This window comes from Kitasatospora sp. NPDC001603, from assembly GCF_040298365.1.
GTDB lineage: Bacteria > Actinomycetota > Actinomycetes > Streptomycetales > Streptomycetaceae > Kitasatospora.
Genome location: NZ_JBEPAA010000106.1, coordinates 1 through 23,793, shown reverse-complemented (window position 1 = coordinate 23,793; position 23,793 = coordinate 1). Strand labels below are relative to the sequence as shown.

General features: G+C 74.9%; 17 protein-coding genes. 7 read left to right on the top strand and 10 right to left on the bottom strand.

The annotated features are described in order from the left end of the window. Positions 1-61: 61 nt before the first annotated feature. Complete coding sequence (gene miaB / locus ABT263_RS35800) at positions 62-1,558, bottom strand: tRNA (N6-isopentenyl adenosine(37)-C2)-methylthiotransferase MiaB (RefSeq protein WP_329489825.1); 1,497 nt, start codon at positions 1,556-1,558, stop codon at positions 62-64. Between the two features lie 138 nt (positions 1,559-1,696). On the opposite strand from miaB, the gene ABT263_RS35795 reads away from it, so the two are divergent. Beyond that, entirely contained in the window at positions 1,697-2,716 is a 1,020-nt protein-coding gene (locus ABT263_RS35795) for a TAXI family TRAP transporter solute-binding subunit (RefSeq protein ID WP_352297356.1), read from the top strand. Positions 2,717-2,779: 63 nt separating this feature from the next. On the opposite strand, the gene ABT263_RS35790 is transcribed toward ABT263_RS35795, so the two are convergent. Beyond that, positions 2,780-4,216 carry a sensor histidine kinase gene (locus tag ABT263_RS35790; protein ID WP_329489823.1) on the bottom strand — a complete coding sequence of 479 codons (1,437 nt, stop codon included), beginning with the start codon at positions 4,214-4,216 and terminating at the stop codon, positions 2,780-2,782. Positions 4,217-4,222: 6 nt separating this feature from the next. Continuing rightward, positions 4,223-5,005, bottom strand: coding sequence for a response regulator transcription factor (locus tag ABT263_RS35785; protein ID WP_352297354.1), 783 nt, complete (start codon positions 5,003-5,005; stop codon positions 4,223-4,225). Between the two features lie 385 nt (positions 5,006-5,390). On the opposite strand from ABT263_RS35785, the gene ABT263_RS35780 reads away from it, so the two are divergent. The 5 genes from ABT263_RS35780 to ABT263_RS35760 all read left to right on the top strand — a co-directional run bounded on the left by ABT263_RS35780 (position 5,391) and on the right by ABT263_RS35760 (position 10,722). Further along, positions 5,391-6,167, top strand: a complete 777-nt coding sequence (locus tag ABT263_RS35780) for an amino acid ABC transporter ATP-binding protein (protein ID WP_329489821.1) — start codon at positions 5,391-5,393, stop codon at positions 6,165-6,167. 122 nt (positions 6,168-6,289) lie between these two features. Beyond that, positions 6,290-7,192: a glutamate ABC transporter substrate-binding protein gene (locus ABT263_RS35775; RefSeq protein WP_352297351.1), complete on the top strand. Its 903-nt coding sequence runs from the start codon at positions 6,290-6,292 to the stop codon at positions 7,190-7,192. A gap of 49 nt (positions 7,193-7,241) precedes the next feature. Beyond that, positions 7,242-7,892: an amino acid ABC transporter permease gene (locus tag ABT263_RS35770; protein WP_329489819.1), complete on the top strand. Its 651-nt coding sequence runs from the start codon at positions 7,242-7,244 to the stop codon at positions 7,890-7,892. Then, positions 7,889-8,740, top strand: coding sequence for an amino acid ABC transporter permease (locus ABT263_RS35765; protein ID WP_352297348.1), 852 nt, complete (start codon positions 7,889-7,891; stop codon positions 8,738-8,740). Before ABT263_RS35770 ends, ABT263_RS35765 begins: the two co-directional genes overlap by 4 nt. A 146-nt stretch (positions 8,741-8,886) precedes the next feature. Further along, on the top strand, positions 8,887-10,722 hold the full coding sequence (locus ABT263_RS35760) for an FAD-dependent monooxygenase (RefSeq protein WP_352297346.1): 1,836 nt from the start codon (positions 8,887-8,889) through the stop codon (positions 10,720-10,722). Here the strand turns inward: ABT263_RS35760 and rny are convergent. The 7 genes from rny to ABT263_RS35725 form a co-directional block, all read right to left on the bottom strand. Beyond that, positions 10,703-12,157, bottom strand: coding sequence for a ribonuclease Y (gene rny, locus ABT263_RS35755; protein WP_352297344.1), 1,455 nt, complete (start codon positions 12,155-12,157; stop codon positions 10,703-10,705). The two genes, ABT263_RS35760 and rny, sit on opposite strands and share 20 nt — an antisense overlap. 187 nt (positions 12,158-12,344) lie before the next feature. After that, positions 12,345-13,412, bottom strand: coding sequence for a regulatory protein RecX (locus ABT263_RS35750; protein ID WP_502885918.1), 1,068 nt, complete (start codon positions 13,410-13,412; stop codon positions 12,345-12,347). 7 nt (positions 13,413-13,419) lie between these two features. Further along, positions 13,420-14,550, bottom strand: coding sequence for a recombinase RecA (recA, locus tag ABT263_RS35745; RefSeq protein ID WP_329489815.1), 1,131 nt, complete (start codon positions 14,548-14,550; stop codon positions 13,420-13,422). Positions 14,551-14,749: 199 nt separating this feature from the next. Beyond that, positions 14,750-16,000 carry an AI-2E family transporter gene (locus tag ABT263_RS35740; RefSeq protein ID WP_502885919.1) on the bottom strand — a complete coding sequence of 417 codons (1,251 nt, stop codon included), beginning with the start codon at positions 15,998-16,000 and terminating at the stop codon, positions 14,750-14,752. A gap of 210 nt (positions 16,001-16,210) precedes the next feature. After that, positions 16,211-16,405 (bottom strand): DUF3046 domain-containing protein, encoded by a 195-nt coding sequence (locus tag ABT263_RS35735; RefSeq protein WP_352297341.1) that lies wholly within the window; start codon positions 16,403-16,405, stop codon positions 16,211-16,213. 32 nt (positions 16,406-16,437) lie between these two features. Further along, positions 16,438-16,992, bottom strand: coding sequence for a GNAT family N-acetyltransferase (locus ABT263_RS35730; protein WP_352297338.1), 555 nt, complete (start codon positions 16,990-16,992; stop codon positions 16,438-16,440). A 96-nt stretch (positions 16,993-17,088) separates the two neighbouring features. Next, positions 17,089-18,636 carry a S8 family peptidase gene (locus ABT263_RS35725; RefSeq protein WP_352297335.1) on the bottom strand — a complete coding sequence of 516 codons (1,548 nt, stop codon included), beginning with the start codon at positions 18,634-18,636 and terminating at the stop codon, positions 17,089-17,091. A gap of 289 nt (positions 18,637-18,925) precedes the next feature. Here ABT263_RS35725 and ABT263_RS35720 point away from each other — a divergent pair, with 289 nt between their 5' ends. Beyond that, positions 18,926-23,713: an ATP-dependent helicase gene (locus ABT263_RS35720; protein ID WP_352297332.1), complete on the top strand. Its 4,788-nt coding sequence runs from the start codon at positions 18,926-18,928 to the stop codon at positions 23,711-23,713. The last annotated feature ends 80 nt before the right edge of the window (positions 23,714-23,793 follow it).

The following is a 23,793-nucleotide window of genomic DNA, read 5'->3' as shown; positions in this document are numbered from 1 at the left end:
GGGGGGCCGCCGGCGGCCGGGGGGGTGGCGGCCCCCCGCGGGCCCGCCGAAGGAGCGCCGGTCAGTCGCCGCAGCAGCCGCCCGCCGCGGGGGCGGCCACCGGCGCCGGGGCGCCGATGGTGGGCAGGCCGAGCATCACGCCGGCCGGCTTGGCTGCCGGGGCCGCCTGGCGCTTCTCCCAGGCGTCGCCGGCCCGGGTGCGGCGCACCCCGAGGGTCGGGCCCTCGGCCAGCAGGTGGTGCGGGGCGGCGTAGGTGATCTCGACGGTCACCGTGTCGCCCGGGCGCACCGGCTCGGCGGGCCGGGTGAAGTGCACCAGCCGGTTGTCGGGCGCGCGGCCGGAGAGCCGGTCGGTCCGGTCGTCCTTCTTGCCCTCGCCCTCGGCGACCAGGATCTCCAGGGTGCGTCCGACCTGCTTCTTGTTCTCCTCCCAGGAGATCTCCTCCTGGAGCGCGATCAGCCGGTCGTAGCGGGCCTGCACGACGGCCTTCGGCACCTGGTTCTCCATCTCGGCGGCCGGGGTGCCGGGGCGCTTGGAGTACTGGAAGGTGAAGGCGTTGGTGAAGCGGGCCTCGCGCACGGTGTGCATGGTCTGCTCGAAGTCCTCCTCGGTCTCGCCGGGGAAGCCCACGATGATGTCGGTGGAGATGGCCGCGTCCGGCATCGCCTCGCGCACCTTCCGGATGATGCCGAGGAAGCGCTCCTGCCGGTACGAGCGGCGCATCGCCTTGAGCACGGTGTCCGAGCCGGACTGCAGCGGCATGTGCAGCTGGTGCATCACGTTCGGGGTCTCGGCCATCGCGGCGATCACGTCGTCGGTGAAGTCCCGCGGGTGCGGCGAGGTGAAGCGGATCCGCTCCAGGCCCTCGATCTGCCCGGCGGCGCGCAGCAGCTTGGAGAACGCCTCGCGGTCGCCCAGGTCGGAGCCGTAGGCGTTGACGTTCTGGCCCAGCAGGGTGACCTCGATGACGCCCTCGCCGACCAGCGCCTCGATCTCGGCGAGGACGTCGCCCGGGCGGCGGTCCTCCTCCTTGCCGCGCAGCGCGGGGACGATGCAGAAGGTGCAGGTGTTGTTGCAGCCGACCGAGATGGCCACCCACGCGGCGTACGCGGACTCGCGGCGGGTGGGCAGCGTGGACGGGAAGGTCTCCAGCGACTCCAGGATCTCGACCTGGGCCTTGCGCTCGACCGCGGCCCGCTCCAGCAGCGCGGGCAGGTGCCCGATGTTGTGGGTGCCGAACACCACGTCGACCCAGGGGGCCTTGCGGACGATGGTGTCGCGGTCCTTCTGGGCCAGGCAGCCGCCGACGGCGATCTGCATGCCCCGGTGGCGGCTCTTCACCGGCGCCAGCTGCCCGAGGTTGCCGTACAGCTTGTTGTCGGCGTTCTCGCGCACCGCGCAGGTGTTGAACACGACCAGGTCCGGGTCGCCGTCCTGCCCCGCCTTCACGTACCCGGCGTCCTCCAGCAGCCCGGACAGCCGCTCGGAGTCGTGGACGTTCATCTGGCAGCCGTACGTGACGACCTTGTAGCTCTTCAATCCGCTCTCACCGCTCACCCAACCAGGGTACGGGCACCCGCGAAGGGCTTTTCCCCGCCCGCCCGGGCGCCGCCCGCCCGCTCTCCGGGCGCCGGCCGCCACCCGCCCCGGCCTGCGCCCCTCCCGTTCGCCGCCCGCGCCTGGCACTATCCCTGCATGGCCCCCTCCCCCGATCCCCGCCCCGGCGGCGCCCTCCGCGCCGCCGCCCGCAGCCCGCTGTGGCGGACGCTGCTGGTCCTGGTGCTGGTGGCGGCCGGGTTCGGCGGCTGGTGGCTCTCGGCGGGCCGCACGCCCGACTACCCGCGCGGCGAGACCGGTTTCGCCACCGGGGTCCAGCGCGGCGTCTACGACCGGTACGGGCAGCTGCTGCAGACCCACGTCGCCAGGGCGATGCCGGGGGTGCGGCTGCGGCTGGACAACTCGCAGGGCTCGATCGACAACCTGGCCCGGGTCACCAGCGGCCAGGACGACTTCGCGATCGCGACCGCCGACGCCGTCGCCGAGTACTCCGGCCCCGGCAAGGACCGGCTGCGGGCCATCGCCCGGCTCTACGACGACTACCTCCAGCTGATCGTCCCCGCCGACTCGACGGTGCGCCGGACGGCCGACCTCAAGGGCAAGCGGGTCGGCGTCGGGCAGGCCCTGTCCGGGGTGAACCTGGTGACCAGACGGCTGCTCTCCTCGGCCGGCCTCGACCCGGACCACGACATCACGCCGGTCATGCTGGGCGTCGGCGACGCCGCCGACCAGCTGCGGGCCGGCAAGCTGGACGCCTTCTTCTGGTCCGGCGGGCTGCCGACCAGCGCGCTGACCGACCTGTCCGACCACATCGGGATCAGGCTCGTACCGCTCGGCGACCTCGCCGAGGCCGTGCACAAGGTCGAGGGCGGCGGCACCGACGCCTACCGGGCGGCCACCATGCCGAAGGGCACCTACCCCAACGCCGAGCCCAAGGACGCCGTCGCCACGGTGGCCGTGCCCAACCTGCTGGTCACCCGCGAGGACGTGGACACCGACCTGGTGCAGGGGATGACCCGGGCGGTGATAGACAGCCGCGACCAGATCGGCGCCCAGGTCCACGCCGCCCAGCTGGTCGACCTGCGCACCGCCGTCTACACCGACCCGCTCCCGCTGCACGAGGGCGCGATGCGCTACTACCGGTCGGTGAAGCCGTGAGGTCCTGACACCGCGAGGCCCGGACCCCCGGGGCCCGACCCGCCCGGGCCCCGGCCCCGGCCGTCAGAGCTTCTTGCCCGCCCGCGGCACCGCCAGCGTCACCGCGAGGCCGGTCGGCCGGACCGGGGCGAAGGTGAGCGAGCCGCCGGCGGCCAGCAGCAGGGTGCGGGCGATCGAGAGCCCGAGCCCCGAGCCGTCCACGTTCTGGTGACGCGCGCTGCGCCAGAACCGGTCGCCGGCCCGGGCCAGCTCCTCCTCGGCGAGCCCCGGCCCGGCGTCCGAGACGGTCACCGCGACCTCGTCGCGCCGCACCGCCACCAGCACCCGGACCCGGCTGCCGGCCGGGCCGAACTTGAGCGCGTTGTCGACCACGGCGTCCAGCGCGCTGCCGAAGCCGATCGGGTCGGCCATGCCGAGGGCGAGCGCCGGGCCCTCCCAGCCGAGCTCGATCCCGCGCTGCTGGGCCACCGGCCGCCAGGCGTCCGCCCGGGCCAGGGTGAGCGCGACCAGGTCGGTCGGCTCCGGCTCGGGGCGGGCGTGCTCGGCGGTGGCCAGGCCCAGCAGGTCGTCCAGCACCCGGGCCAGCCGGACGCCCTCCTCCCGGACCCTGCCGAGCTCCTCGTCGTGCCCCTCGGGCAGCTCCAGGCCCAGCACCTCGACCCGCAGCAGCAGCGCCGCCAGCGGGTTGCGCAGCTGGTGCGAAGCGTCCGCGACGAAGGCCTTCTGCTGGTCCAGGGCGAGCACCACATGGTCGGCCATGTCGTTGAACGAGCGGGCCAGGCGCTGCAGTTCGGGCGGCCCGCCGCCGGGCGCCACCCGGGCGTTCATCCGGCCGGTGGCGATGTCGTGGGTGGCCCGGTCGAGGGTCCGGACGGGCCGCAGCACCCACTCGGTGAGCCGGACGGCCAGCAGCACCGCGACGATCATCGCGGCGGCCTCGCCGGCCCCGATCACCAACCAGCGGTGCAGCACCCGGGTGCGCATCGGCCCGGTCGGGGACTCGCTGAGCACCACCGCGACCACGTCGCCGTCCCGGACCACCGGGGTGGCGATGGTCAGGGTCCGGTCGGGGGTCCACGGCCAGACCTGCGGCGGGTTGTGGCTGCGCCGCCCGTCCAGGGCCTCCTGGAAGGCCTGCTCGCCCCAGCCGCCGGCGGGTACCCGCCAGTCCTCGGGGGCGGTGGCGATCGGCAGACCGTCGCGCTGGAAGATGCCGAGCCGCACGCCGTAGAGATCGTGGTAGCGCGCCACCTCGGCGTCCAGCGCGTGCCGGCGGCTGAGGTCGCCGGGAGCGGGCTGGGACTCCCCCTTGAGGGCGGACTCCAGCCCGGAGACGCCCGAGGTGGGCAGGTCCTGGGCGAACCGGGCGGCGTCGTCGAGCCGGTCGACGACCACCCGGCTCTGCTCGGCGGCCGCGACCGCCGCGGCGAGCGGCAGCCCGAGGGCGGCCAGTACGCAGAGCATCAGGGCGAGCAGGATCCCGAGCAGGCGGGTACGCACGTGCGGTCAGTGCTCCGCGCGGGCCTGGGGGGCTTGCGCCGCGGCCGTCGCGGCGGACCCGGCGGCCGCGGCGGCGGCCGGGCTCTCGGGGATCAGCCGGTAGCCGACGCCGCGGACGGCCTCGACCAGCCCGGGCAGCGCGAGCTTGGTGCGCAGCGAGCCGATGTGCACCTCCAGGGTGCGGCCGTTGCCCTCCCAGCCGCTGCGCCAGACCTCGCTGAAGATCTGCTCGCGGCGGTAGACCACGCCGGGGCTCTGCGCGAGCAGCGCCAGCAGGTCGAACTCCTTGCGGGTGAGCGGGACGTCCCGGCCGTCCACGCTGACCCGGCGGCGCTCGCGGTCGATCAGGATGCCGCGGGACTCCAGCGGCCCGCCCTGCTGCGGTACGACGTCGGGGGCGGGCACCGCGGCGGCGGCGGGCACCGCGCCGCGCCGGGCCACGGCGTGGATCCGGGCGAGCAGCTCGCCCATGTCGTAGGGCTTGGTGACGTAGTCGTCGGCACCGAGGTTGAGGCCGTGGATCCGGGAGCGGATGTCGGCGCGCGCGGTCACCATGATCACGGGCACGCCGCTGCCGGCCCGGATCCGGCTGCAGACCTCGAAGCCGTCCCGGTCGGGCAGGCCGAGGTCGAGCAGGACCACCCGGTACGGGTCGTTGCCGTCCGGCACCAGCGCGTCGAGCGCCTCGTGCCCGCTGCGGGCGTGCCTGACCTGGAAGCCGTGCCGGCCCAGGACCGCGACCAGCGCGGCGGCCACACGTTCGTCGTCCTCGACGAGCAGCAGTCGCATCGTTCCTCCTCCCCCCGACGTTCCCCGGGGTGTCACGTGATGTTCACGGGCCCCACCGGGCAGGTCCCGGTCCTGCGCAGTATGGGCCAGCGGAGCGCCGGACGCCAGGCTCGGCCACGCCCCGGGACCGCCGGGGACGGCGCGCGGCGGTGCGGGTGCCCGCTGTCACGGTGCCCCCTGTTTCCCGGCTGTGAACGGCTCTTGCCGGGCGTGTGGCCGGATCGTGATCCTCAAGTTCCGCTCAGATCGGCTGACGTGGCATCGTCATGGCTCCTATGGTCACCCCACCGGGGGCCGAGGCTCCGCCGGCCGAGGCCCCCGGTTCCTACCATCACTGCCGCCCAAGGGAGTTCGACTCCGGGGGCCGACACGAGGAGCAGGCGCGATGACCGAGAGCCTGATCAAGGACTCCAGCGCCGCCGCGACCGCTCCGCTGGTGGTGCTGAACGGGGTGAACAAGCACTTCGGTGCCCTTCACGTCCTCCAGGACATCGACCTGGAGATCGCCCAGGGCGAGGTGGTGGTGCTGATCGGCCCCTCCGGCTCGGGCAAGTCCACGCTCTGCCGGACGATCAACCGGCTGGAGACCGTCGACTCCGGCACGATCACCATCGACGGCCGGCCGCTGCCCGCCGAGGGCCGGGAGCTGGCCAAGCTGCGCGCCGAGGTCGGCATGGTGTTCCAGAGCTTCAACCTCTTCGCGCACAAGACCGTGCTGGAGAACGTGGTGCTCGGCCAGGTCAAGGTGCGCGGGATCGCCCGTGAGAAGGCGGTGCGGACCGCCCAGGAGCTGCTGGAGCGGGTGGGGGTCGGCGCGCAGGCGTCGAAGTTCCCGGCCCAGCTCTCCGGCGGCCAGCAGCAGCGCGTCGCGATCGCCCGGGCACTGGCGATGAACCCGAAGGTGATGCTCTTCGACGAGCCCACCTCGGCGCTCGACCCGGAGATGATCAACGAGGTGCTGGAGGTCATGCGCCAGCTGGCCGCCGACGGCATGACGATGGTCGTCGTCACCCACGAGATGGGCTTCGCCCGCTCCGCCGCCAACCGCGTGCTCTTCATGGCCGACGGCCGAATCGTCGAGCAGAACACCCCCGAGGCCTTCTTCACCGCGCCGCGCAGCGACCGCGCGAAGGACTTCCTCTCGAAGATCCTGCACCACTGAGCTTCCGGACGGACACCGGTCGGCGACGGCAAGGACGCCGGCGCCGGTCCCGTCCGCCCGGCCACCTTCCTGTCGCCAGAGCCCGGTTGAACCGTGGCCCAGCCCCGAGGAGAACCACCCTCATGAGGACTCGTCGCACCTTCGCCGTCGCGCTCTGTGCCATCGCGCTCACCGCCACCGCCGCCTGTGGCAAGGACGGCGCCCCCGGTGACGCCGCCGCCAGCGGCAGCACCGCCCCCAAGCTGCCCACCTACACCGTCAAGACCGACGCGAAGGTGGACTCCGCGATCTTCGCCGAGGCCAAGAAGCGCGGCCAGCTGATCATCGGCGCCAAGTCCGACCAGCCGTTCCTCGGCTTCGAGGACCTCGCCAGCGGCGACCGCAGCGGCTTCGACATCGAGATCGCCAAGATGGTCGCCGCGGACCTCGGCTTCACCCCGCAGCAGATCAAGTGGCAGACCCTGGTCTCCTCGCAGCGCGAACCCGCGATCTCCAAGGGCCAGATCGACTTCTACGTCGGCACCTACAGCATCAACGACGAGCGCAAGAAGACGGTGTCCTTCGCCGGCCCGTACTTCATCGCCGGCCAGGACTTCCTGGTCAAGGCGGACAACACCTCGATCACCGGCCCGGAGTCGGTCAACGGCAAGAACATCTGCACCGCCACCGGCTCCACCTCGATCAAGAACATCCAGCAGTACTCGCCGAAGATCACCCAGTTCGACACCTACTCGGCCTGCGTCGAGAAGCTGCTGTCGGGCGAGGTCGACGCCGTCACCACGGACGACGCCATCCTCAAGGGCTACGCCTCCAAGTACGCGCCCAAGCTCAAGGTGGTCGGCAAGCCGTTCACCAAGGAGAACTACGGCGTGGGCCTGAACAAGGACGACGCCGCCCTGCGGGGCGCCATCAGCGACGCCCTGAAGGCGCACCAGGACAACGGCGACTGGAAGAAGGCGTACGACGCCACCCTCGGCCTCTCCGGCTCGGCCGCGCCCACCCCGCCGGCCCTTGAGCGGTACTGACCGCCCGCCGACCACCGTTCCTGACCACTCCTGAGAGGAGGGCCGCCGGATGGGTTTCCTGTTCGAGGACGGCAACTTCGCGCTGTTCCGCGACGGCTTCCTGCAGACGATCGAGCTGAGCGCGCTCAGCGCACTGCTCGCCCTGCTGCTGGGCACCCTGCTGGCGGCCTTCCGGGTCTCCCCCATACCCGCGCTGCGCGGCTTCGGCACGGCCTGGGTGACGCTCTTCCGTAACACCCCGCTGACGGTGCTGTTCTTCGCCGTCACGTTCGGGCTCCCGCCGCTCGGCGTGCACTTCAGCCACCTCACCTTCGCGGTGCTGGCGCTGGGCAGCTACACGGCCTCGTTCGTCTGCGAGGTGCTCCGCTCGGGCATCAACACCGTGCCGCTCGGCCAGGCCGAGGCCGCCCGCAGCCTCGGCATGACCTTCGGTCAGACCCTGACCAGCATCGTCCTGCCGCAGGCCGCCAGGACGGTGCTGGCACCGCTGAGCAGCGTCTTCATCGCCCTGCCGAGGAACTCGGCGATCGCCGGCGCCTTCAGCGTCAGCGAGCTGTACAGCGCGCAGCAGTCGTTCTCCGAGGACGGCTACTCGATCTTCGCGATCTTCTTCTGGGTGGCCTGCGCCTACCTGGTGATCAGCGCCGTCGTCGCCCTGCTGTTCCGCTTCCTGGAAGACCGACTGGCGGTGGCCCGATGAACGCCCTCTTCACCCGCTCCTCCACGGCCAGCGTCCTCTACGACGCCCCGGGCCCGCGGGCCCGCACGCGGTACCGGCTCTTCGGGGTGCTGTCGCTGCTCGCGATCGCCGGCCTGCTCTGGTACGCGATCGCCAGCCTGGCCTCCAACGGCCAGTTCGACGCCCAGCTCTGGGACGCCTTCCAGTACAACACCGTCCAGCAGCGGATCGTCGACGGTCTGCTGGCCACCCTGGAGGCCTTCGGGCTGGCCGCGGTCGGCTCGCTGGCCCTGGGCGCGCTGCTGGCGGCCGGACAGCTCTCCGACCACAAGCCGGTCCGCTGGGCGGCGGTCTCCTTCGTCCAGTTCTTCCGGGCGATGCCGCTGCTCATCCTGATCGTCGCGCTCTACTACGCCTTCTTCGCCAAGGAGCCGATGTGGGCCCTGGTGATCGGGCTCACCCTCTACAACGGCTCCGTGCAGGCGGAGATCATCCGCAGCGGCGTCAACGCCGTGCCGCGCGGTCAGGGCGAGGCCGCGTTCGCGCTCGGCCTGCGCAAGACCCAGGTGATGACGACCATCCTGGTGCCGCAGGCGGTCCGCTCGATGCTGCCCACCATGATCGGCCAGCTGGTCGTCACCCTCAAGGACACCTCGCTCGGCTTCATCATCACCTACCACGAGCTGCTGTTCGTCGGTAAGGCGATCGCCAGTCAGCCGCTCAACGCCGCGGGCTTCCCCTACATCCCCGTGGTCCTGGTGATCGGGCCCATCTACATCGTGATGTGCCTGCTGCTCACCGCGCTCGCCCGGTGGATCGAGGCACGCGGCCGCCGCGGCGCGAACCGGCGCACATCAGCTGCTGCTTGACGGACACGCAGGCGAACTGTTGCATTGCTCTTCGTGACACCATCCGGGACCATCCTCGCGGCATATGACGCCCCCTCGTCGGCCTGCCCGGCCCCGGGGGTGCGCGGCTCCGCCCGCCCGGCCGGCCGCTGCGCGGAGGGCCCGGCATGGACCCGGTGATCGTGGTCGGGGCCGGACCGGTCGGTCTGGCCCTGGCCCTCGCCCTCGCCCGGCACGAGGTGCCGACCGTCGTCCTGGACGAGGGCTCCGGGCTCTGCCCCGAGGGCCCTCGCAGCGTCGTGCTCGGGGCCGACACCGCCGCCTTCCTGACCAGGATCGGCTACCCGCGGGCCGTCTCGGACGCCGCCCGGTGGGACGCCTTCACCATCTGGCGCCGCCGCCAGGAGGTGCTGCGGATCGACCTGGCCGACACCCCCGTCCTCCACCTGCCCCAGCACCGCCTCCAGCGCGGCCTGCGCGACGCCCTGACCGGCACCCCGCTGGTGCGGCTGGTGCCGTTGAGCCGCGTCACCGAACTCGCCCAGGACCGCGACGGCGTCAGCGTCCGCACCCGCAACCCGCAGGACGGCACCGAGACCTGGTGGCGCGGCAGCCACCTGGTCGGCTGCGACGGAGCCCGCTCCGCCGTCCGGAAGCTGCTGCGGATCCGCTTCCCCGGCCGGCCGGCCGTCGACCGCAACGCCGTCGCCACCGTCCGGGTCGACCTGCCCTTCACCGAGGCCCGGCTGCACCGCGAGCCCCCGTGGCGCGGCGACCGCGAGGCCTCCGCCCGACCGCTGCCGGACGGCGTCTGGCGCCTCGACTGGCGGCTGCCCCCCGGCCGGCCGGTCCCCAGCGAACCCGTCGACCCGCACGCCACCTGGCCCGGCGTCGTCACCGGCGACACCCTGCTCACCCGGGTCACCGCGACCCTGACCGGCTGGTGCGGCGAGCTGCCCCGGTACGAGCTGCTCGCCGCCGCCGACCACACCGCCCAGCAGCGCCTCGCCGCCCGGTTCCGCAGCGGCCGCTGCTTCCTCGCCGGCGACGCCGCCCACCTGCACGGCGCCCTCGGCATGCAGAACCTCGCCGACGGCCTGCGCGACGCCGACAACCTCGCCTGGCGCCTCGCCCTCGCCTGGCATCTGCACACCGGCGGCCCCCAGCCCGGCGGCTCGCTGCTCGACGGGTACGAGGCCGAGCGGCGCGGCGCGGTCGGCGCCCGGCTGCGCGCCGTCGACCAGGCCATGCCGCTGCTGCGCCCGCTGCGCGGCTGGCAGGCCACCCGGCGCTCGCTGCTCTCCGGCTCGTTCCGCAAACACGCGCCGCTGCTCGCCGACGGCCAGCTCGGCACCGGCCGCTTCGGCGGCGCGCCCGCCTACCCGGCGGCGCCCAGCGGCGTGCCCGGGCGGGTCCCGGTGCAGCGCGGCCGGCGCGACGCGACCTCGCTCAGCGAACTGCTGCCCGCCACCTCGCCCGGCGTGCTCGTCCCGGACCTGCCGGTGCTCACCACCGACGGCACGCCGGACCAGCTGCACGCCCGGCTCGGTGCCTCCTTCCTGCTGCTGCTGGTCGCCCCCGGCACCGCCGTCTGGTCCGCCGAACACTGGCTCGGCGCCGGGCTGATGCCCCGGCTGGCCGAGGTCGCCGCGGCCCTGCCGGTGCCGGCCGAGGTGCTGGTCACCGAGGAGTACCCCGGAGCCGGACCGCACACCGTGCTGCTGATCCGGCCGGACGGCCATCTGGTCGGGGTCACCCAGGGCGCCGCGGCGGACGACCTCCTGGCGCTGGCCGAGCGCGCCCGGGGCGGGCCGCCGACCCTGGCCGGCGGTGCCGAGCCGGACCAGGAACCCGATCGTCCCGGCCGCGACACCGGCGCCGAATCCGCCCGCGGTACCGGCTCCGGTCCCGGTCCCGGGGCGGGCGCCGGGGCCGCCGCGCCCCGACAGGTCTCCGGCGCGACGCCGCGCCCGGCGGACTCGCCTAGCGGGCCACCTCGGTGACCCTGCTCTCCCGCACCACCGTGACCCGGATCTGGCCCGGGTAGGTCAGCTCCTCCGCCACCTGCTTGGCGACCTCGCGGGCGATCACCTGTGCCCCGAGGTCGTCCACCACCTCCGGCCGCACCATCACCCGCACCTCGCGACCGGCCTGCATCGCGTAGACCTTGGCCACCCCTTCGTGCGCCCGGGCGATCTCCTCCAGCCGCTCCAGCCGGCGCACGTAGACCTCCAGCGACTCCTTGCGCGCCCCCGGACGGCCGCCCGAGCAGGCGTCGGCGGCCTGGGTCAGCACCGCCTCGACCGTCCTCGGCTCCACCTCGCCGTGGTGCGCCGCGATCGCGTGCACCACGTCCGCCGACTCGCCGTACCGGCGGGCGAAGTCCGCCCCGATCGCCGCGTGGCTGCCCTCGACCTCGTGCGTCAGCGCCTTGCCGATGTCGTGCAGCAGCGCCGAACGGCGCACCGGTGCCGGGTCCACCCCGAGCTCGGCGGCCATCATCCCGGCCAGGTGCGCCGACTCCACCAGGTGCCCCAGGACGTTCTGCCCGTACGAGGCCCGGTAGCGCAGCGTCCCCAGGGTGCGCACCAGCTCCGGGTGCAGCCCGCCGACGCCGGCCGACAGCAGCGCGTCCTCACCGGCCCGGACGCAGCGCCGCTCGACCTCCTCGCGGCTGCGCTCGTGGACGTCCTCGATCCGCATCGGGTGGATCCGGCCGTCCTCGACCAGCTGCTCCAGGGTGAGCCGGGCGGTCTCCCGGCGGACCGGGTCGAAGCAGGACAGCTGCACCGAGACCGGGGTGTCATCGATGATCAGATTGACGCCGGTGACCGCCTCGAAGGCGCGGATGTTGCGGCCCTCCCGGCCGATGATCCGCCCCTTCATCTCCTCGTTGGGCAGCCGGAAGAGCGACACCGCCGTCTCGGCCGTCTGCTCGCTCGCCAGTCGCTGGATCGCCCCCGCGACGATCTCCCGGGCCCGCTGCTCGCCCTCCTCCTTGGCCGCCCGCTCGATCTCGCGGACGGCGACGGCCGCCTCCCGCCGCGCCTCGGCCTCGGCCTCCCGGACGAGTTGGGCCCGGGCCTCGGCGGCCGAGAGTCCGGCGGCGCGCTCCAGCTCCGCCGCCCGGCGCCGCAGCAGTTCGTCGGCCTGGATCCGGGACCGCTCCAACGCGGTCGACCGGTCGTCGAGTTCACCCTCGCGGGCCCGGAGGCGGCTCAGCTCCTCGGTCAACCGCTCCTCGCGCCGGTCGAGTTCGGCCCGCACCCGCGCGGACTGCTCCTCGGCCCGGCGCCGGGCCCGCTCGGTCTCGGCCGTGGCCCGCCGCTGCGCGACCCGCAGGCGCCCGACCGTCAGCCAGGCCGCCGCCACGACGGCGACCAGCACCGCGGCCGACAGCAGGGGGACGACCGGTCCGGCGCTCAGCGCGATCCTCATCCTGCCCACTCCCCGTCCTGCGCGCCACGCCGCCCGGGACCGACCGAGACCGGGCCCGGGCATGCCTGCCCGCGGCACGGCCGGGGAGTGATCGACGCGTTACCCGCACTGAGTGCGAGGCTAAGCGCAGGTTACGAAACGGTCAAGACTGGCCAGGTAGTTGGCGGACTCCTCCACAGCGGGGCCGTCATTCCCACCCGGAACCGGGTCCTCCGTCCACGTCCTCTCCATCCGGACCGCCGTCGGCCGCCTCCGCGTCCAGGACCTCCCGAACCACCCGGAAGGCCAGCCCCTCGGAGTAGCCGCGCCGGGCCAGCACGCCGACCAGGCGCCGCGTCCGGGCCTGCCGCTCCAGGCCCCTGGTCACCCGCAGCTTGCGTTCGACCAGGGCCCGGGCCGCCTCGGTCTCGTCGTCGTAGTCCAGCTGCGCGACGGCCTGCTCGACCAGGTCGCCGGCGACCCCCTTGGTCCGCAACTCCTGGGCCAGCGCCCGCCTGGAGAGACCGCGAACGGCGTGCCGGGACTCCACCCAGGCCTGGGCGAAGGCCGCGTCGTCGATCAGCCCGACCTCCTCCAGCCGGGTGAGCACCCCGTCGGCGACCTCGTCCGGGATCTCCCGCCGGCGCAGGGCGTCGGCCAGCTGCTTGCGGGACTTGGCGGCGCCGGTGAGCAGGCGCAGGCAGATGTCCCGCGCCCGGGCCTCGGGGTCGACCGACTCCTCGGGCTTCGCCGCCCGGGCATCCCGGGCGCCCTTGCGCCCTTCGCCCTCGGCGCGCTCCCGCGCGCGTCCCCGCGTGCGACGGGCACCCGCGCCCCGCCCGGCGCGCCCGCCGCCCTCGGCCACGTCGGCCGGGTCGGCGAGATCGGCCGGGCCGGTGCGGGAGACAGGGGCGGCCGCACCCCCGTGACCGGCCGCCCCTCCCCCGGCCGGATGGCCGGGAGCCGTCTCCTCCACCAGCGCGGAACGGCGCCGGCGCCGGCCCGTCGGCAGCTCGGACGCGGACACCAGCCCGAGCGCGTCGTCCAGGCCGTCCGGACCGCTCGCGCCGTCGGGAGCACCCCGCCGCCCGGCCCGGCCGGGCGGCACGCCCCGCTCGGGCCGCGGTCCGGGCCCCGGCTCCGGACCCGGTTCGAACTCCGGTTCCGGTTCCGGCCCCGGTTCCGGCTCGGCCACTGCGGCGAACCAGTCCGGCGGGCCGTAGTCATCGTCCTCCGGGCCCGCCGGGCCGCCGTCCACCGCCCTGCTGTGCTGCATCAATGGCTCAGGCCTTGGCCGCCGCCGTCGTCTTCTTCGCCGCGGCCGTCTTGGCGGCGGTCGCGGTGATCGGCTTGGCCCCGCCCTCGGCAGCGGCGTCGGCACCGGCGGCCGGCGCCTCGCCCTCGGCCGGCTCCGCCGTCTTCGGACCGATGCCGAGCTTGGTCTTGATCTTCCGCTCGATCTCGTCGGCGAGCTGCGGGTTGTCCCGGAGGAAGTTGCGGGCGTTCTCCTTGCCCTGGCCGAGCTGGTCGCCCTCGTAGGTGTACCAGGCGCCCGACTTGCGGATGAACCCGTGCTCGACGCCCATGTCGATCAGGCCGCCCTCGCGGCTGATGCCCACGCCGTAAAGGATGTCGAACTCGGCCTGCTTGAACGGCGCGGCCACCTTGTTCTTGACGACCTTCACCCGGGTGCGGTTACCGACCGCCTCGGTGCCGTCCTTCAGGGTCTCGATCCGGCGGATGTCGAGCCGGACGGAGGCGTAGAACTTCAGCGCGCGGCCACCGGTCGTCGTCTCCGGCGAACCGAACATGACGCCGATCTTCTCGCGGAGCTGGTTGATGAACACCGCGGTGGTGTTCGACTGGTTCAGCGCACCGGCGATCTTGCGCAGCGCCTGGCTCATCAGACGGGCCTGCAGACCGACGTGCGAGTCACCCATCTCACCCTCGATCTCCGCGCGCGGGACGAGCGCCGCGACGGAGTCGATGATCACCAGGTCGATCGCGCCGGAGCGGATCAGCATGTCGGTGATCTCCAGGGCCTGCTCACCCGTGTCCGGCTGGCTGACCAGCAGGGCGTCGGTGTCGACGCCGAGCTTCTTCGCGTAGTCCGGGTCGAGCGCGTGCTCCGCGTCGACGAACGCGACCGTGCCGCCGGCCCGCTGGGCGTTGGCCGCCAGGTGCAGGGTCAGCGTGGTCTTTCCGGACGACTCGGGGCCGTAGATCTCGACCACCCGGCCGCGCGGGATGCCGCCGACCCCGAGGGCGACGTCCAGGGCGGTGGACCCGGTGGGGATCACGTCGATCGGCTCGTTGGCCTTCTCGCCGAGGCGCATCACCGAGCCCTTGCCGAACTGCCGCTCGATCTGGGCGAGTGCGGTCTCAAGAGCCTTCTCGCGGTCCGTACCTGCCATGGCTTCCACCCTCGGGTTCTGTGCTGTGCGCTTCATCGTTCTCGACGCTAGCGCGTCCCACTGACAATCGGCCCCGACCGGGCTCGACCCTGTGGAAAACTCTTCGCCGGAGAGTACAAAGAACACCTGTTCGATTCAAGCGGCGCAGGTGGGCCGGGCCCGACCGACCCGGCCGAACGACCGGCCGCCGCCCCCGGCGCTACTCCTCGCCGCCCCGGCCCGGGCCCCCGCCCCGCCCGGCGTCGTGCCCGGAGTCGTGCCCGGAGTCCCGCCCGGCGTCACGGCCGCCCGCGCCCTCCCCGCCCGCGGCGCCGTCCGGCCCCACCCCCGCGCCGACCATCCGCCGCAGCCGCCGCGCCGCCTTCCGGCGCAGCTCCCGCCGGGCCCGCCGCTGGGCCCCCCGGTCGATCCGCGGATCGGTGGCCACCTCGTACCGGCGCACGTAGGTGCCGACGAAGCCCTGCAGGGTGGCGGCCGCCGGGATGGCGATCAGCGCGCCCACCGCGCCGAGCAGCGCCGCGCCCGCGATCACCGAGCCGAAGGCCACCGCCGGGTGCACGTCCACCGTCCTGGCGGTGATCCGGGGGTGCAGCAGGTAGTTCTCGATCTGCTGGTAGACGACCACGAACGCCAGCACCCAGAGCGCGTCCACCGGCTCCACGGTGAGCGCGACCAGCACCGGCAGCGCGCCGGCCAGGTACGTCCCGATGGTGGGCACGAACTGCGACATGACGCCCACCCAGACCGCCAGCGCCGCCGAGTACGGCAGGTCCAGCAGCGCGAACATCACCCAGTGCGCGAGTGCCGAGGCGACCGCGAGCAGCGCCCGCGAGTAGAGGTAGCCGCCGGTCTTCGCCAGCGCGATCTCCCAGGCCCGCAGCACCTCGCCCTGCTTGGCGGGCGGCAGCAGCGAGCAGACCGTGCGGCGCACCCGGGGGCCGTCCGCGGTGAAGTAGAAGGTGAAGAGCCCGACCGTGAAGGCCTGGAACAGCCCGCCGATCAGGGTCGAGGAGACGCCCCACACGTTGTCGGCGGCCTGCTGCGCGTAGGTCTCGATCGCCCCGGAGTCCTTGAGCAGCTTCTTCTGCAGCTCGTCCAGCGAGAGGTCCTGGTGGAAGGTCTGGTTGATCCAGTGGATCAGGTTGTCGAGCAGGTGCGGCAGGTCCCCGGCGATCTTCGCCACCTGGTCGACCAGCAGGGTGCCGAGCGCGGTCAGGAACCCGCCCACCGCGACCGCCACCGCGACGAAGACCAGGAAGGTGCCGACCCCTCGGCGCACCCCCCGGGCCGCCATCCGGTCGACGGCCGGCTCCAGGGCCAGCGAGAGGAAGAAGGCGACCAGGAGCATCACGAACAGGTCGATCAGCTGGTGGAAGGCCCAGTCGGCGAGCTGGAACAGCCCGACCATGACCAGCGCCAGCACCATGGCGCGGGGCAGCCAGCGCGGCATGCCGGTCCCCAGGAGCCCGTCGGCCGGGGCCGGCACGGAGTCACGGGCGGGCTCCCGGTCGGCGCCGTCGCGGTGCTCGGGCCGCCGGCCCGCGGCCTCGTCGGCGGCCTGCGCCGACCTGTCCGACTTCTGCGGTTCTGCGCTGCTTGTCACTCGGACAGTCTGTCCCATGCCCCGTGCCCCACACCCCTCCGGGCACCGGGCACCGGTTCAGCGGAGCACTGCGGACACGCCCTGGTTCTCGCAGACCATCCGCCAGACGTCCTTGGCCTCCCAGCCCGCGTCCAGGGCCTGCCGCACCGTCCGCCCGCCCAGCTCGCTCATCACGTGGTCGGTGGCGAAGGACTCCGCGTACGCCTCCCCGAAGTGTGCGTACATCCGTCGCCAGAATTCGGTCAGCCTCATGCCCCCCAGTATCCCGGACCGGACCGGAGGCTTCAGGGCGTCCAGTCGGCCGCCTCCAGCGCGTACTCGACCTCCCCGTGCTCCGAGCCCGGGATCGCCTCCGGGTACTCCTCGTGGAAGGTCCGGACGAACTGGAGCCCGGCCTTCTCCATCACCCGCCGCGAGCCGCGGTTGACCGTCATCGTGTACGCCACCACCCGGCGCACGCCCAGCTCGGTGAAGCCCCGGCGGATCAGCGCCCGGGCCCCCTCGGTGGCGTAGCCGCGGCCCCAGGCCGGCCGGCGCAGCCGGTAGCCGAGCTCGACCTCGCCGCGGTCCCGCCGGTCCGTCGGGCGGAACTCGAACCAGCCCAGGAAGGCCCCGCCGACCCGCTCCTCGGCGGCCCACCAGCCGAGGTCGCCGTACCGCCGGTAGTGGTCGAAGTAGAGCGGCAGCAGTTCCCGCTCGACCACCTCGCGCGGGGTGGCCCGGCCGCCGGTGAGGTGGCGCGTCACCTCGGGGTCGCCGTCCAGCTCCACCAGGTGGTCGACGTCGGCGGGGGTGAAGCGGCGCAGCACCAGCCGCTCGGTGGTGAGGTGGACGGTCATCCCCCGATCCTCGCCCACGGCGCGGCGCCCGTCACCCGGTTTCCGGCGGCCCCCAGCCCGGCGCGGGCCCCGCCGCTCGGGGCAGGCCCCGCCCGCTCAGTGCGGCAGCGCGAGCGTCCCCGCGCCGTAGTACTGGCGGTCGCCGCAGGCGTACGGGCCGGGCGGGCAGGCGGCGGCCGCGGTGGTGGCCAGCAGGGTCGCGAGCCGGTCCGAGTCCCAGTCCGGGTGCAGCGCGGCGGCCACCGCCACCGCGCCGGTCACATGGGCCGCGGCCATCGAGGTGCCGGCCAGCGCGGCGTACTGGCCGCCGGGCCAGTCGGAGACCACCGCCCCCTGCGGGCCGCCGTCCGGGTCGCCGCCGGGGGCGGCCAGCGAGACCTTGCCGCGCCCGAAGTTGGAGTAGGCGGACGGGTGGCCGTCCCGGTTGACGGCGGTCACCGTGACCACCCCGGGGAGTTCGCCGGGGAGCCGGACGCACTCCGTCCCGACGTAGCGGGTCCGGGCCGGGCCGGAGCTGCGGTCGTTGGGGCTGCGGTCGTCGGTGCGGGCGGCCCCGAGGTCCTGCCCGTCGTTGCCGGCCGAGGCCACCACCACCGCTCCCTTGCGCCGGGCGTAGTCGACGGCCCGGGCGACGGCGGCGGTCAGCGCGGCCTGGTCGCCGTCCTCCGGGCAGTTGTACTTCCAGGGGTCGGCGAAGTAGCTGTTGTTGATCGCCTTGGCACCGTGGTCGGCGGCCCAGAGCATGCCGCAGACGATGTTCTCCGCGTAGTACTGCCCCAGCGGCCCGAGCAGCCGGACGGCGGCGATCCGAGCGCCTGGCGCGACGCCGCTGACGCCGTGGCCGTCCCGGGCCGCGCCGACGATCCCGGCGACGTGCGTGCCGTGGCCGCTCTCGCCGACCCCGGGGTCGGGCCGCCAGGCGCCGGTCCGGGCGTCCGGGCGGCCGTCCGCGCAGGAGGCGGAGCTCTTCGGGTCCACGGCCGCGCGCAGGTCCGGATGGGTGTCGTCGACGCCCGAGTCGAGCACGGCGACCAGCACCCGGCGCAGCGCGTCGGCGGAGGGGGCGCCCGGTCCGGCGCCGGGACCGCGCAGCAGGGTGGCGGTGGTGTCGGCGGACGGGCCGCCGCCGCTGCCGCTGCCGAGCATCGCGAGGTTCCAGGCGTCGCGCTCGCCCGGGTCGGCCACGGTGGGGGTGGCGTCGTCCGCGCCGTCCGACCCCGCCCGGTCGCCGCCGGCCCCGGCCCCGGCGCCGAAGTCGCCGGCGCCGTCCAGCGGGCGGGGCGGGCTCGGCACCGGTGAGGTCCGGGTGGCGCCCACCGCGGCCACTCCGGGCCGGTCCCGGACCTTGGCGGCGAAGCCGCCGGCGGCGTACGCGAGGACCGCCCCGATCTGGGGGTACTCCTGGACGACCTGCCCGCCGGCGGCACGCGCCTCGGCACCGGCCCGGGCGGCGCCGGACGCGTCCTGCCGCTCGGCCAGCACCAGGTAGCTGAAGTACTCCCGCCCGGGCCCGGCCACGTACGGGACGGCTCCGCCGACCACCAGCGCGGTGAGCAGCATCGCGAGCAGTGCGCGGACCGGGCCCCGGGTACGGCGCGGGGGGACCTGCACGGGACCGCTGCCGGCCGGGTGCGCCTGCGCCATCGCACGGTCTCCGCTCGTCGGTCCCGGTGGCCGCGGGGGTCCGGCGATCACCGGAGGTCCGATGCCACGAGAGGATCAGGTGTCTGAATTATCACCATATGAGCGGATTATCCTTTCTGCCTTTCCGGTGACCCTCCCGCCCCCTCCCGCCCCCTCCTGCCCCGACTTCGCGACGGCCCGGCACCGACCCGGCACCGCGACGCCCCGACCTCGCGACACCCCGGCCGACCCGGCCGACCGGCGCCGCCTCCACCCGCCCCTTGTCAGTGCCACCCGGCACCATGGGGGCATGGCGCCGAAGACCCACCCCCAGCCGCCCGCCGACCCGCTGGCCGGATTCGCCCCGGCCACCCGGGCGTGGTTCTCGGGCGCCTTCCACGCGCCCACCACCGCCCAGGCCGAGGCCTGGCAGGCCATCGCCGGCGGGACGGACGTCCTGGTCGTGGCCCCCACCGGCTCCGGCAAGACGCTCGCCGCCTTCCTCTCCGCGCTGGACCGCCTGAGCAGCACCCCGCCCCCCGCCGAGCCGAAGCGCCGCTGCCGGGTCCTCTACATCTCGCCGCTCAAGGCCCTCGCCGTCGACGTCGAGCGGAACCTGCGCTCCCCCCTGGCGGGCCTGCGCCAGGCCGCCGTCCGGCTCGGCCTGCCCGAGCCCGACGTCCAGGTCGGCATCCGCTCCGGCGACACCCCCGCCGCCGACCGGCGCCGCTTCACCACCCACCCGCCGGACATCCTGATCACCACCCCCGAGTCGCTCTTCCTGCTGCTCACCTCCGCCGCCCGGGACGCCCTGCGCGGCATCGACACGGTGATCCTGGACGAGGTGCACGCCGTGGCCGGCACCAAGCGCGGCGCCCATCTGGCGCTCTCCCTGGAGCGGCTGGACGAACTGCTGGAGCACCCGGCCCGCCGGATCGGCCTCTCCGCCACCGTCCGGCCGGTCGAGGAGGTGGCCCGCTACCTCAGCCCGCGGCGCGGTGCCACCGTCGTCCAGCCCGCCGGTGCCAAGGAGTTCGACCTCTCGGTGGTCGTCCCCGTCCCGGACCTCGACGACCTGCCGCCCGCCCCCGCCACCGGCGGCGACGCCGACCGGCAGAGCGGCGGAGCCTCGATCTGGCCGCACGTCGAGGAGCGGATCGTCGACCTCGTCCAGGCCCACCGCTCGACCATCGTCTTCGCCAACTCCCGCCGGCTCGCCGAGCGGCTCTGCAACCGGCTCAACGAGATCGCCTACGAGCGAGCCGCCGGCGAGCCGCTGCCCGAGGCGCACGCGCCCGCCCAGGTGATGGCCGAGTCCGGCGTCGCCAGGGGCGCCCCGCCAGTCATCGCCCGCGCCCACCACGGCTCGGTCTCCAAGGAGCAGCGCGCCCTGGTCGAGGAGGAGCTGAAGGCCGGCCGGCTGCCCGCCGTGGTCGCCACCTCCAGCCTGGAGCTCGGCATCGACATGGGCGCCGTCGAGCTGGTCGTCCAGGTCGAGTCACCGCCCTCGGTCGCCTCCGGCCTCCAGCGGGTCGGCCGGGCCGGCCACCAGGTCGGCGCCGTCTCCACCGGCGTCTTCTTCCCCAAGTACCGGGGAGACCTGGTGCAGTCCGCCGTGGTCACCGAGCGGATGCGGGCCGGCCGGATCGAGGCGCTGCGCATCCCGCGCAACCCGCTGGACGTGCTCGCCCAGCAGCTCGTCGCCATGACGGCGCTGGACACCTGGCCGGTGGACGACCTGCTCGCACTGGTCCGCCGGGCCGCGCCGTTCGCCACCCTGCCGCAGTCCGCCTTCGACGCCGTGCTGGACATGCTGGCCGGCCGCTACCCCTCGGACGCCTTCGCCGAGCTCCGCCCCCGCCTGGTCTGGGACCGGGTGGCCGGTACCGTCACCGGCCGTCCCGGCGCCCAGCGGCTCGCCGTCACCTCCGGCGGCACGATCCCCGACCGCGGCCTGTTCGGCGTCTTCATCGCCGGCTCCGAGGCGGCCGACTCCAAGGCCGGCCGCAAGGGCACCGGCGGCCGCCGGGTGGGCGAGCTGGACGAGGAGATGGTCTACGAGTCCCGCGTCGGGGACGTCTTCACCCTCGGCACCACCTCCTGGCGGATCGAGGAGATCACCCACGACAAGGTGCTGGTCACCCCCGCGCCCGGGGTCCCCGGCCGGCTCCCGTTCTGGAAGGGCGACACCCTAGGCCGCCCGCTCGAACTCGGCCGCGCGCTCGGCGCGTTCACCCGCGAGCTGGGTGCGCTGGAGCCCGCCGCCGCCACCGCCCGGCTCCGGCAGGCCGGCCTGGACGACTGGGCCGCCGGGAACCTGCTCGGCTACCTCACCGAGCAGCGCGCCGCCTGCGGCCACCTCCCGGACGACCGCACCATCGTGGTCGAGCGCTTCCGCGACGAGCTCGGCGACTGGCGGATCGTCATCCACTCCCCCTTCGGCGCCCAGGTGCACGCGCCCTGGGCGCTCGCGATCGGCGCCCGGCTGCGGGAGAAGCACGGTCTGGACCCCCAGGTCATGCACGCCGACGACGGCATCGTGCTCCGCCTCCCCGACGCCGACCTGCTCGACTTCCCGGTGGAGCAGCCGGCGCCGGACGACGCCCCGGTCGGCGCCGACGCCGCCCTGTTCGACTCCGGCGAGATCGAACAGCTCGTCACCGACCAGGTCGGCGGCTCCGCCCTGTTCGCCTCCCGCTTCCGCGAGTGCGCCGGCCGCGCCCTGCTGCTCCCCCGGCGCAGCCCGGGCAAGCGCACCCCGCTCTGGCAGCAGCGCCAGCGATCCGCGCAGCTCCTGGAGGTCGCCTCGGAGTACGGCTCGTTCCCGATCGTCCTGGAGGCCGTCCGGGAGTGCCTCCAGGACGTCTTCGACGTCCCCGGCCTGGTCGAGCTGATGCGGGACCTCGAATCGCGCGCCGTGCGCCTGGTCGAGGTCACCACGCCCGAGCCCTCGCCGTTCGCCCGCTCGCTGCTCTTCGGCTACGTCGCCCAGTTCCTCTACGAGGGGGACTCCCCGCTCGCCGAGCGCCGGGCCGCCGCCCTCGCGCTGGACTCCCGGCTGCTGTCCGAGCTGCTCGGCCAGGCCGAGCTGCGCGAGCTGCTCGACCCGCAGGTCCTGGCCGAGCTGGAGGCGGAGCTCCAGCGGCTCACCCCCGAGCGCCGGGTCAAGGACGCCGAGGGCGTCGCCGACGCCCTGCGGCTGCTCGGTCCGCTCACCGAGGCCGAGCTGACCGCCCGCGGCGCCGAACCGCTCTGGGCCCTGGAGCTCGAAGCCACCCGCCGGGTGATCGCGGTCCGGATCGCGGGCGAGCAGCGCTGGGCCGCCGTCGAGGACGCCGGGCGGCTGCGCGACGCCCTGGGCACCCCCCTGCCGGTCGGCGTCCCGGAGGCCTTCACCGAGCCGGTCAAGGACCCGCTGGGCGACCTCCTCGCCCGGTACGCCCGCACCCACGGCCCGTTCACCGCCGCCGAGGCCGCCGCCCGCTTCGGCCTGGGCAGCGCGGTGGTCGCCGGTACCCTGCAGCGCCTCACCGCCGCCGGGCGGCTGGTCCAGGGCGAGTTCCGCCCGCCGGACGCCCACCCCCTCGTGCCGGACGCCGCACGCCCCGCCTCCACCGACGGCCACCCCGCCACCGTCGAGTGGTGCGACGCCGAGGTGCTGCGCCGGCTGCGCCGCCGTTCGCTGGCCGCCCTGCGCCAGGAGGTCGAGGCCGTCCCGCCGCGCGCCCTGGCCGCCTTCCTCCCGCAGTGGCAGCACCTGGCCGGCCACCGGCTGCGCGGCCCGGACGGCCTGCTCCGGGTGGTCGAGCAGCTCCAGGGCACCGCCCTGCCCGCCTCCGCCCTGGAGCGGCTGATCCTCCCGGCCCGGCTCGCGGACTACTCCCCCGGCCTGCTGGACGAGTTGATGGCCGCCGGCGAGATCGGCTGGTCCGGCGCCGGCGCCCTGCCCGGCAAGGACGGCTGGATCGGCCTGCACCTCGCCGAGCACGCCCACCTGCTGCGTCCGGAGCCCGTCCCGCCCGCCGTCACACCCGTGCACACCGCGCTGCTGGAGGCCCTGGCCGGCGGCTACGGGCTCTTCTTCCGCCAGCTGGTCGCCCATTTCCCCGACACCCCCGAGACCGAGGTCGTCGAGGCCCTCTGGGACCTGGTCTGGGCCGGGTACGTCAGCAACGACACCCTCGCCCCGCTGCGCGCCCTGCTCGGCTCCGGCCGGACGGCCGGCGCGACCGCCCACCGGGCGCCCCGGGCCACCCCGCGCGGGCGCTACGGCGGCGCGGGCCGGGCCTTCGGCCGGGCCGGCGGCACGCTGCGCGGCGGACCGCCGACGGTGGCCGGGCGCTGGTCGCTGCTGCCCGCCTTCGACGCCGACCCGACGGTGCGGGCCACCACCCAGGCCCAGAGCCTGCTGGACCGGCACGGCCTGCTGACCCGGGGCGCGGTGGCGGCCGAGCGGGTCCCGGGCGGCTTCGCCGGGGTGTACCGGGTGCTCGCCGCGATGGAGGAGCGCGGCCGGGCCCGCCGGGGGTACTTCGTGGAGGGGCTGGGCGGCGCCCAGTTCGCCATGGACGGCGCCGCCGACCGGCTGCGGTCCGTCAGCGGGCGGCTGGAGCGGGCCCGGGCCGCCGAGTGGCCGGCAGGTCCGGCGGCCGAGCCCCCGCAGGTGCTGGTCCTGGCCGCCGCCGACCCGGCGAACGCCTACGGCGCCGCGCTGCCCTGGCCCGACCCGCCGGGCACTGCGGCACCCGGTGCCGAGCGGGCCACCGCGGCCGGGGAGGCGCCGAAGGAGACCAAGGAGGCCCGGGAGGCCAGGGCGCACCGCCCCGGCCGTAAGGCCGGCGCCCTGGTGGTGCTGGTCGACGGCGAGCTGGGCCTCTACATCGAGCGGGGCGGCAAGTCCCTGCTGGCCTGGCCCGAGGACGAGGCCACCCTCGCCGCCGCGACGGCCGCGCTGGCCTCGGCGGTCCGCGCGGGGGCGCTCGGCAGCGTCACCGTCGAGCGGGCCAACGGCGTGCCCGCGCTCGGCTCCCCGCTCGGCGCCGCCCTGGAGGAGGCCGGCTTCCACCCCACTCCACGGGGCCTGCGGCTGCGGCCCTGACCCGTCCCGTGCCCGGGGAACGGCGGGCGCCCCGCCGGGCCCGGGGCGGGCGGGGGGGGCGGCGGGCGGGGGCGGCACGC